The sequence below is a fragment of the Pigmentiphaga humi genome, assembly GCF_900606115.1.
Classification (GTDB): Bacteria; Pseudomonadota; Gammaproteobacteria; order Burkholderiales; family Burkholderiaceae_B; genus Pigmentiphaga; species Pigmentiphaga humi.
On sequence record NZ_UWPJ01000030.1, the window covers coordinates 51,289 to 60,980 of the forward strand.

At 68.1% G+C, this 9,692-nt stretch carries 9 protein-coding genes; all 9 read right to left on the bottom strand.

Features of this window, described 5'->3' with window-relative positions; all coding sequences use genetic code 11:
* Positions 1 to 5: 5 nt before the first annotated feature.
* Positions 6 to 2,798, bottom strand: coding sequence for a TonB-dependent receptor (locus PIGHUM_RS19645; protein ID WP_124081419.1), 2,793 nt, complete (start codon positions 2,796 to 2,798; stop codon positions 6 to 8).
* A gap of 146 nt (positions 2,799 to 2,944) precedes the next feature.
* The gene (locus PIGHUM_RS19650; protein ID WP_124081420.1) at positions 2,945 to 3,952 is read right to left on the bottom strand and encodes a FecR domain-containing protein; all 1,008 of its coding nucleotides are present in this window, start codon (positions 3,950 to 3,952) and stop codon (positions 2,945 to 2,947) included.
* Positions 3,953 to 3,955: 3 nt separating this feature from the next.
* Positions 3,956 to 4,489, bottom strand: coding sequence for a sigma-70 family RNA polymerase sigma factor (locus PIGHUM_RS19655; RefSeq protein WP_124081421.1), 534 nt, complete (start codon positions 4,487 to 4,489; stop codon positions 3,956 to 3,958).
* 129 nt (positions 4,490 to 4,618) lie between these two features.
* Complete coding sequence (locus PIGHUM_RS19660) at positions 4,619 to 4,906, bottom strand: DUF493 family protein (RefSeq protein WP_124081422.1); 288 nt, start codon at positions 4,904 to 4,906, stop codon at positions 4,619 to 4,621.
* A gap of 2 nt (positions 4,907 to 4,908) precedes the next feature.
* Positions 4,909 to 5,787 carry a D-amino acid aminotransferase gene (locus PIGHUM_RS19665; protein ID WP_124081423.1) on the bottom strand — a complete coding sequence of 293 codons (879 nt, stop codon included), beginning with the start codon at positions 5,785 to 5,787 and terminating at the stop codon, positions 4,909 to 4,911.
* Positions 5,788 to 5,810: 23 nt separating this feature from the next.
* Complete coding sequence (locus tag PIGHUM_RS19670; RefSeq protein WP_124081424.1) at positions 5,811 to 7,064, bottom strand: D-alanyl-D-alanine carboxypeptidase family protein; 1,254 nt, start codon at positions 7,062 to 7,064, stop codon at positions 5,811 to 5,813.
* A 156-nt stretch (positions 7,065 to 7,220) separates the two neighbouring features.
* Positions 7,221 to 7,892, bottom strand: a complete 672-nt coding sequence (locus PIGHUM_RS19675; RefSeq protein ID WP_124081425.1) for an alpha/beta hydrolase — start codon at positions 7,890 to 7,892, stop codon at positions 7,221 to 7,223.
* Between the two features lie 9 nt (positions 7,893 to 7,901).
* Entirely contained in the window at positions 7,902 to 8,219 is a 318-nt protein-coding gene (locus PIGHUM_RS19680) for a (2Fe-2S) ferredoxin domain-containing protein (protein ID WP_124081426.1), read from the bottom strand.
* 195 nt (positions 8,220 to 8,414) lie between these two features.
* Positions 8,415 to 9,521, bottom strand: a complete 1,107-nt coding sequence (locus PIGHUM_RS19685; RefSeq protein ID WP_160142362.1) for a VanZ family protein — start codon at positions 9,519 to 9,521, stop codon at positions 8,415 to 8,417.
* Between the last annotated feature and the right edge of the window lie 171 nt (positions 9,522 to 9,692).

Sequence of the window (9,692 nt, forward strand, 5' to 3'; positions counted from 1 at the left end):
TGAAATCAGAATTGCAGCGTCACGCTCAGCCTGGCCGTGCGTCCGGGCGCCGGCACCGCGCCCAGTCCCAGGGCGTCGAGGTAGTAGCGGTCGGTCGCGTTGTCGAGGTTGAAATCGACGCTCACCGTGTCGTTGATCCGGTAGCTGGCGAACAGGTCGAAGATCCGGTAGGCATGCCACTCCACCGGACGCGCGAACGCCGAGTTGACGCCCTGGTCGTCGAATTCGGGCACGCGGTTGCGCGCCCCCATGAACGTGCCGCGCACGCCCAGCGTCAGCTTGCGGTCCAGCAGGCGCATGCCCAGCGTGAGCGTGCCGTGCCAGTTGGGCGGAATCATGTTGTTGACGTAGCTGGCGGCCAGGCCGTAGTCGGTGCACGGCTGGCGGCGGTAGCTGCCCTCGTGGCAGATCTCGATCTTGGTGTATTTGGTGATGCCGAAATCGGTGTAGAACATGCCCATGTCGTAGCCGCCCGACAGTTCGAAGCCGTTGAATCGGGCGCTGTCGATGTTGCGCACGCGCCAGAAGCCGTTGGCCGAGCCCTCGCTGACGTTGTTGATGGTGCGGGTCAGGTAGTTGCTGGTCTGGTTGTTGAAATAGGCCAGCTTCACCCGCAGCTTGTCGCTGCTCTTCAGCAAACCGTCTTTCAGGAAGTTGACCCCGACCTCGCGGTTGCGGGCATGCTCGGGCTTCAGGTAGCTGCCGACCACGGTGCTGACCGACACGCCGCTCGTGCTCTCGAACATGCTGGGCATGCGCAGCGCCTCCGCATAGCGGCCGTACAGCTGCACGCCGGGCAGCGGTTCCCAGGTCAGGCTGGCGATGGGCGCCGAGCCGCTGTGGCGCGACTTGCCGGGCTGCACCGTTTCGCATTCGGTGGCGCCGCCGGTGCCGTCGTCGTTCGGGACGAATTCGCAAACGCTGGCCGAGTGGTAGTCCTGCGCCGAATAGCGGGTGTGGCGCAGGCCCGCGTCCAGGGTCACGCTCGGAACGGGCTGGTACATGAAGGCGAGAAAGGCGCTGTATTCGTCGCGCGTGCCGTCGCGTCCCGTGCCGGCGGCGCCGCCGCTGGCCTCGTCCACCGTGCTGGCCACCGTCTCGCTTTGCGCGGCCAGGCCGTAGCGGATTTCCCCCGTCCCCCACGACTTGGCATCGAACACCATCGTGTTGCTCAGGTCTCCGCCGCGGCGGCGATAGCGTTCCGCGCCGTTGGACGCCCACGGATTGCTTTCCAGCCAGCCGGAATAGTTGCGGTTGATGCTGTGGGTATTGGTGAACCACAGGTTGGCGCGCAGGTCGATGGCGTCGTTGCCGGCCGGGTTCCAGCGATAACGGCTGGCATAGGTATTGGCGGTGACTTCACTGCTCTCGGTCTGGCGGGCGTAGTCGAAGCCCAGCAGCTGCGAAGGCATCAGTTCGCCGTACAGGCTGTGGTAGCGCAGCCAGCTCAGCTCCAGTTCCTGGTCGTTGGGCAGGTAGAGCTTGCTCTTGAGCAGGAAGGATTCGCTCTGGTAGTTGCTGTTGACGATCATTTCCCCGCCGCGGAAACGCGAGGCGCCATCCACGCTCGGGTAGACGTTGGTCCAGCGATTGAAGGTTCCCGGCGCGGTATTCGACAGATCGAGCACCGGTGCGGGACCGTGCCGGCCCGCGTAGTAATTGCCCTGCCGGCGCGTGGCGTAGGCCGCCACCAAGTCCATGGACTCCAGCCGCGAAGCCAGGGCCAGGCTGCCTGCCCAGCTGCGCGGATCATAGGTATCGGGACGATTCAGCGTGCCGTTGCCCTGCGGCCCGAGTATGGTCCTCAGGTCGTTGGTACCCGCGCAATTCGACTCGCTGCCGGCCACGCAATTGGTGCGATAGGCGTCGTTGCGCACGAAGTAGCCGGAGATCGTGCCGGGCTCCGCCGGCGAGCCGGAGTTGTTGCCCATCAGGCTGCCGCGCATGCGCATGCCGAAGGTATTGCCGGGCTTGACGATGTCGTCGGCATTGAGCGTCCGCATGCTGACCACGCCGCCCACCGCGCCGGTGCCCTGCGCGCTCATGCTCGGGCCTTTCTCGATCTGGATGCCGCCGATCAGGTCGGGATCGATGTAGCTGCGCGACGCCACGCCCGCGTAGCCGCGATACACCGTGGTTTCCTGGCGCGCGCCGTCCACCAGCACCGGCACCCGGCCCTGTCCCTGCATGCCGCGGATGTTGACGTCCAGCCCGCCCGAGTTGCGGTTCTCGCCCACCAGCACGCCCGGCGTGCCCTGGAAAATGTCGCCGACCGACGTGCCGCGGAAGCGTTCGATATTTTCGCGGCTGATGTAGCTGGACGAGCCGGCCGTGCGGTAGGCTTCGTCCTCCGGCTTGATCGCATCGGCCTCCACGTGCACGGTGGACAGTTGCTGGATGCTTGCCGACACGCGCGGCGGAACGGGCTCCAGCGTGTAGATGCCCGAAGCATGGGGAGCCGCGCGCAGTTGATGCGGCGCGAGGATCCGGTCCAGCCCTTCGGCTACGCCGTAGCTGCCGGTCAACCCGTCGCTATGGCGCGACTCGATGGCCCGGCTGTCGATCGACAGCAGCACGCCCGATTGCGCCATGAAGGCTTCGAGCACGCCGCGCAGACTGCCCGCCGGAATCTCGTAGCGCCGCGACTGCGCCGCCGGTTCGGGGGTCTTCGCCTCCTGGCCCACGGCCGCGCCCGCGGCGACGGCCAGCGCCACGGCCATGCATCGCGCGGCGCCCCGCCACCGCACCCCCCGCGCGCCGGCTCCGCGCCCGGCGCGCCCTCCCTTCGTCAACCGCATGAACCTTCCCTTTGGCTATGGCCCGAAGTGGCCTGTCATGGGAGGTACCGAACGGCAACGGAAAGTGGGAAAAAACTTGCCCGCCACAGTTGAAACAAGATATTTCAAAGTTCCCCAGGCCGACACGCGCCTGATCCTGAGCGCACTCAACCCGCGGGCACGACCTCGATCCGTTCGCGTCCGCCGCGTTCGATGCGCACCGGCAGGGTCCGCGCAATGGCCGCCAGCGTGGCGTCCACGTCGCCGGAGGGAAAACTGCCGACTAGGCGATAGCCCGCTGCGGCAGGATGGCAATGCACGCCGCCTTTGCGGTAGCGCGAGAGTTCGCGGATGAACGCTCCCAGGGGAACGTCTTCGGCGACCAGCACGCCGTCGATCCAGGCTTGCATCGCCCTGCTCGCGGGACGCAGGCTGGCGACGCCGCCGCGCCCGAGCGTCGCCGCCGACCCGGCCGGCACGATGCGCCCTGCCGTCTCCGCGCCGGACGGCCTGCAGTCGACCGCCCCGTCGAACACCGCGACGTCGAGGCCGCCTTCGTCCATCCTGGCGCAGAAACGCGTGCCCAGCGGCCGCAGCACGCCGAGGGCGGACGTCACTTCGAACGGACGGGCGGGCCGCTCGCGATCCGGCGCGGTTTCGATGAAAATGCGGCCCTGTACGAGTTCGAGGCGGCGGGCCGCCGCGCCGAGGCGCACATTGACCGCGCTGTCGGTATCGAGCCAGAGCGTGGAGCCGTCGGCGAGCACGATGCGTTCGATGCTGCCGGTCGGGGCGTGGTGGGTAGCCATCCAGACCCGCAGCGGCAAGCTTCGGAACACCATGGGCGCCGCCGCCCCGCCGCAGAACAATAGCGCCAGGCCGGCGCCGAGCGCGCGGCGGCGGCCACGCGCCTTGTTGCCGCGCAGCAAGGTCGATACGGGCGCCCCCGCGGCCGACTTGAGCCCGGCCATCTTGCCGCTGACCAGCATCATCCATTCCCACGCTCGGGCGTGCGCGTCGGCGGCATGCAGCCACGACTCCCATTGCCGGCGCAGGGCGCTGTCCGGGCCGGCGTCCTGCAGGCGGGCGAACCAGTCGGCGGCTTCGCGCAGGGCATGCAGATCGGCCTCGTCGAGCGGGTGTTCGAGACTGCCGCCCGGCCTGGGCATGGGCATGGCTCAGCCCCCCTGCTTCATCAGGTACACGCTGCACGCCACCATGGCGCGAGCCAGGTAGTTGTGCACCGTGCGGCGCGTCACGCCCAGTTCGGCCGCGATGCGCTGCTGGCACATGCCGTCCAGTTGCGCCAGCAAGAAGGCCTGGCGGCACTTGGGCGGCAATTCGTCGAGCATGGCGTCGATCTCGCACAACAGCTCGAACGCGACGGCCCGCGCTTCGGGCGACGGCGCGCTGGCCGGCTCCATCGCGGCCAACGCCGCCAGGTATTCGCGCTCCAGGGCATCGCGGCGCCACTTGCTGATGACCAGGCCGTTGGCGATCAAGGCCAGTTGCCGGCGCGGATCGAAGCGGTCGGAGGCCTGGAAGCGGAATGCCGTGCGGCCGCCGAGCACGCGCAAAAAAGTTTCCTGCAGCAGGTCCGCCGCATCGGCGCTGTTGCCGAGCTTACGGCGCAGCCAGCCTTGCAGCCAGCCTCGATGATCCCGAAACAGACCATCGATCGGCACCCCTCCGCTCAGGTCGTTCTGCGCCATACCCCCTCCCCGGCGTCAGGAAACACGTCGTCCCGTCAACTCGTTCGGTAATAAAATTGAGAATCATTCACAATTTAGCATACCCGACGAGCAGCGGGCCAGACCGGCGGAAATCCGGCCGAGGCGGCGTCAGAGCACGTATTTCACCATCGGATGCGAGGTGAGCTCGCGGTACAGGGCGTCGAGCTGCTCGCGCGAGGTGGCCCGCACGATGAAAGTCAGCCCCAGGTAGTTGCCGCTGGAACTGGGGCGCTGCTCGACCGTTTCGGGATCGAAGGCGGGGTCGTGCCGCAGGACGACCTCGGTCAGGACGGCGACGAACTCGGGATGGGATGCCCCCATGACCTTGATCGGAAAATCCGACGGGTATTCGATCAGCGATTCCCCCTTGCCGGGGATGTCGGGAGTGGTAGCCATGATTAACCAACCCTGCGCGCAAGCGCTGCGATTGCCTCGTCGTAGCTCTGGCGCAATTGTGCATAGACCGGGCCGGGACGGCCCGCGCCGACGGGCTTGCCGTCCAGGGAGACGATGGGCAGGATTTCCTTGGTGGCCGACGACAGCATGAGTTCGTCGGCCGCTTCGACCTCGGCCTGCGCGATCTTCCGCATCTCGAGCGGGATCCCGCGGGCCGCGGCCATTTCCTGGATGAAGCCGTAGCGGATGCCTTCCAGGATGAGGTGGTTCCTCTCCGGCGCAACCAGCACACCGTTCTTGACCACCCAGACGTTGCTGGACGAGCCTTCGGACAGGAAGCCGTCGCGGAACATGACGGTCTCCACCGCGTCGCGGTCGACCGCGAACTGCCGGGCCAGCACGTTCCCCAGCAGCGACGTGGATTTGATCTCGCAATGCAGCCAGCGCTCGTCCGGCATGCTCACCGCGCGCACGCCTTGCTCCCGCAGCTCGGCGCCGGGCCACGCGAACGGGGTGGCCATGCCGAATACGGTCGGCACGGCATCGGCCGGAAAAGCATGATCCCGCCGCGCCACGCCGCGCGTCACCTGCAGGTACACGATCTGGTCCGGGGCGTCCGAGGTTGCGATCAACTTCCCGACCAGATCCTCCCAGCCCGCCTGGTCATGCGGATTCGCAATCCGCACCGCCTCCAGACTACGCCGCAACCGCGCCAGATGATGTCCCATCCGGAACGGCTTGCGCCCATACACCGGCACCACCTCGTAAATCCCGTCGCCGAAAATGAAGCCCCGGTCCAGCACCGACACCTTGGCCTGCGACAAAGGCGTGAACTCGCCGTTCAGATAGACCTGCGGATCACCGCTCATCCCGGGAATCATCTCAGCTCCTCATCGGGGCGCAATCATTTGAACCACAAGCGGACTGCGTCGAAGGCGCGGCCGAAAATGCCGGCCAGCTCCACCGGCTCCAGCACCTTGAGCGGCACTTCGCGCACGGGCTTGTCGTTCAGCGTCAGCTTGAGCGTGCCGACCTGCTGGTCGGCCTGCAGCGGCGCAACCAGCGGATCGGTGCGCTCGATGGTCGACTTGACGTTGCCGGCCTGCCCGCGCGGGACGGTGACCCATACTTCCGACTGGGAGCCGAGCTTGGCCTTGCTGGCGCTGCCCTTCCAGACCGGAGGCTCGACGATGGCCTGCTTGGCATCGTAAACCTTCACGGTATCGAAGTTCTGGTAGCCCCAGTTCAGCAGTTTCAGGCTTTCCTGCGCCCGCGCGCTTTCGCTGGCGGCGCCCACCAGCACGGTGAGCATGCGGCGATCGCCGCGCTTGGCCGACGAGATCAGGCAGTAGCCGGCGGCATCGGTGTGGCCGGTCTTCATGCCGTCCACCGACGGATCGATCCACAACAGCCGGTTGCGGTTGGGCTGGGTGATCTTGTTGTAGGCGAACTGGCGTTCCTTGTAGTAGGCGTAGTGATCCGGATGGTCCTGGATCAGGCGCTTGGCCAGGATGGCCATGTCGCGCACGGTAGTCACGTGCTGCGGATCGGGCAGGCCGGTGGAGTTGGTGAAGTGGGTATTCTTCATGCCCAGGCGCGCGGCTTCCTGGTTCATCAGCGCGGCGAAGGCGTCCTCGCTGCCGGCCACGGCTTCGGCCAGCGCCACGGTGGCATCGTTGCCCGACTGGACGATCATGCCGCGGATCAGCTCTTCCACGGTGACGGGCTTGCGCGGCTCGACGAACATGCGCGAGCCGCCGGTGCGCCAGGCTTTCTGCGACACATTGACGGTCTGGCCCAGCGTCAGGCGCTTTTCGTTGAGCGCGTCGAAGACCAGATACGCCGACATGACCTTGGTCAGCGACGCGGGCTCGATACGCTCATCGGCACGCTCTTCGGCCAGGATCTGGTCGCTGGTGACGTCGATGGTCACCCACGCCTTGGCGGCAATGGCGGGCGCGGGCACGGAAGACAGCAAACCGACCGTCGAGACGGCGGGCGCCGCCGGCGCGGCGGCCGGGGCAGGAGCGGCGGCCGGAGCCGCCGCGGCCAGGACGGGCGCGGGGACGGCCGAGAACGCGAGGATGCAAGCCGAAGCGGCTGCGGCCAGGGCGAATCGGTGGCGTCCCGGGCCGAACGAGGAAAAGCGCAGTTTCATGGGGAGGATTGTCGGGCAAAAATGGGGCCGTGCCGGGTCCGGCCATAGTGGCCCGCGTCCGCGCCGGCCCCGCGATGCGGGGTGGAAACCCAGGATTATAGGCACCCGCGCCGCCAGCTCGGCCGCATGGCGCCGCGCGCGGGATGCAACGGAATGCTACCGTGCGCCGGCCCTGGGCAATACCCGGCCCAGGTAGTCCAGCACGAGGCGCTTGACCACGACGAGGCTGCCGTGGAAGAAATGCCCCGAGCCGGGAATCACGGTTACCGGAAGGCTCTGCGGACGGGCCCAGTCCATGACCGATGCAAGCGGCACGGTGTCGTCCTGCTCGCCGTGGACCACCAGAGTGTCCTCCGGCACGATGGCTACGGAAAAGCGGCTGGCCGCCGTGCCCAGCAGCATCAGGCCGGCAACCGGCCAGCCGCCGTCCTGCCGCGTGCAGCCCGCGTGCACCTGGCTGGCCACGGCGCTGCCGAACGAAAAGCCGCCCAGCACGAAAACGCCCTGCGCCAGCGCGGGAAAACGCGCGCGGAACTGGGAGGCCACGGCCAGCATGTCGGCCGCTTCGCCCGAGCCGTTGTCGAACTCGCCGGCGGACTTGCCGACGCCGCGGAAATTGGGCCGCAGCACCGCCAGCCCCTGCTGCGCGCAGGCCCGCGCCACCGTAGTGACGACCTTGTTGTCGCGCGTGCCGCCGAACAGGGGATGGGGGTGCAGCATCAGCGCCCAGCCGCGCGCCGCGTCGATGCCGCCGTCGGGAATGTCGAAGGCGCAATCGACCGCGCCGGCCTGTCCCTCGAAAACCAGGCTCTCGGTAGAAACTGCCATGTTGCTTCCTCAGATCATCAGGCGTTCGACCGGCTCGCCCCGGACCAGGTGGGAATCGATGATCTCGTCGATGTCGCTCTCGTCCACGTAGGTGTACCAGACGCCTTCGGGATAGACCACCAGCACCGGCCCTTCTTCGCAGCGGTCCAGGCAGCCGGCCTTGTTGATGCGGATCTCGCCCTTGCCGGACAGGCCCAGTTTCTTGATCCGCTTCTTGGCGTAGTCCTGCATGGCCTCGGCGCCCTGGCGCGCGCAACTGGGGCGCGGCGCGTCGGCGCCGCGCTCGTTCAGACAGAAGAAGACATGGTGCTTGTAATAGGATTCCATACGGCCTCAATAAGAGAATATGCCCCCACGCTTGCCGCTGCGCGGCGGCGCTGCCCCCCGAGGGGGCTGTTTGCCTTGGGGCGGCCCGGCGGCAAACAATGCCCCCACGCTTGCCGCTGCGCGGCGGCGCTGCCCCCCGAGGGGGCTGTTTGCCTTGGGGCGGCCCGGCGGCAAACAATGCCCGCTCGCCTGCCGCTACCGCGACCGGCGCCAGGCCAGGAACAACAGCGCCGCCAGCGGCCAGAACACCGAGAGGCCGAGCGTGAGCGGCTCCAGGTGCAGCCAGCCGGTGCGCGCGGCCGCCGTGGTCACGCCGAAATACTCGTCCGATGGGAACAGGTTGACCAGGGCCAGTTGCACGCACAGGGCCAGTATGCCCAAGCCCCGCTGCCAGCGCGCGGCGGCATAGGCGCACCCGCAGGCCAGCGCCGCGCCCGCCGCCGCCCCGGCCACCGCGCCCGCCGTCACCCAGGCATCCGGCGCCTGCGCGGGCACCGCCAAAGGCTGCAGCGCCACCTTGATCAGCAAGGCGCATGCCACCAGCGCCAGCGGAAGAATACCGCGCCTGGCCACGGGCCGGGCGGCGTGCAGCAATAGCATCGACACGCCCATCACGGCGCTGCCGGTGCACAGCGCCTCGGCCGCGATCCGCTGGCCGGGCGACGGCGGCCACAATGCCCCGAGCAGCACGGAAGGCCAGGCCACCCAGTCGCCGGCCACCAGCCACAGCTCGCCGGTGCCGAACAACATGGGCTGGCGCGGGATGTGCATGAAGACCCAGAGCGTGGTGAGGATCAGCGCGGGCGCCGCCCAGGGCATGAACCAGCGCTCGCGCCAGCGCGCCAGCGCGCCGGCGCCGATCAGGCGGGCGGCCGTCGCCACCCCGGCCAGCGCCCCGCACAGCGCGCCCATGGCATTGGCGGCCAGGTCCACGTTCGAGGCGATGCGGTTGGGCAGATAGGTCTGCAAAGCCTCCATCCCGCCCGACAACGCCCCGCAGAACAGCACGGCCAGCAGCACCGCCGCAGCGCCGCGGCAGGCCGGATAGACGGCCCACACGAACAGGGCGCCGGCCGGCGCGTAGGCCGCGACGTTGGCCAGTATTTCCGTGCCTACCCAATATTGCGGCCACGGGGCGGCCAGATAGGCGAACGCCGGCAAGCCGACGTCGACCCAGCCGGCGAACGGGTAGAGACTGGCATAGACGATGAGCAGCACGAACAGGACCAGGGTCAGCCGCGCCAGGGGCGCGCCGTGCCGGACGGCCTGGCCCGGCGTCGCGGAATGGCCGTCGGCGCTCACGGGCACCCCCTCCTGCCGCTACTGCGGGAAAGGCGAAAAAACGTAAACGACATACCCCGAGTTTATGCGTTTTGCGGTATCCGGCATGCGAAAACCTCCGGCTCTGCCTACAATCCCGGTTTTGCGCCTCGCCTCGCGCCCGCTTCCCCGACCGCCATGCCTTCCCCCACC

Excerpts from the sequence above, each read along its gene's own strand:
- PIGHUM_RS19645 (WP_124081419.1), bottom strand. The coding sequence starts at position 2,798 with ATGCGGTTGACGAAGGGAGGGCGCGCCGGGCGCGGAGCCGGCGCGCGG.
- PIGHUM_RS19650 (WP_124081420.1), bottom strand. The coding sequence starts at position 3,952 with ATGCCCATGCCCAGGCCGGGCGGCAGTCTCGAACACCCGCTCGACGAG.
- PIGHUM_RS19655 (WP_124081421.1), bottom strand. The coding sequence starts at position 4,489 with ATGGCGCAGAACGACCTGAGCGGAGGGGTGCCGATCGATGGTCTGTTT.
- PIGHUM_RS19660 (WP_124081422.1), bottom strand. The coding sequence starts at position 4,906 with ATGGCTACCACTCCCGACATCCCCGGCAAGGGGGAATCGCTGATCGAA.
- PIGHUM_RS19665 (WP_124081423.1), bottom strand. The coding sequence starts at position 5,787 with ATGATTCCCGGGATGAGCGGTGATCCGCAGGTCTATCTGAACGGCGAG.
- PIGHUM_RS19670 (WP_124081424.1), bottom strand. The coding sequence starts at position 7,064 with ATGAAACTGCGCTTTTCCTCGTTCGGCCCGGGACGCCACCGATTCGCC.
- PIGHUM_RS19675 (WP_124081425.1), bottom strand. The coding sequence starts at position 7,892 with ATGGCAGTTTCTACCGAGAGCCTGGTTTTCGAGGGACAGGCCGGCGCG.
- PIGHUM_RS19680 (WP_124081426.1), bottom strand. The coding sequence starts at position 8,219 with ATGGAATCCTATTACAAGCACCATGTCTTCTTCTGTCTGAACGAGCGC.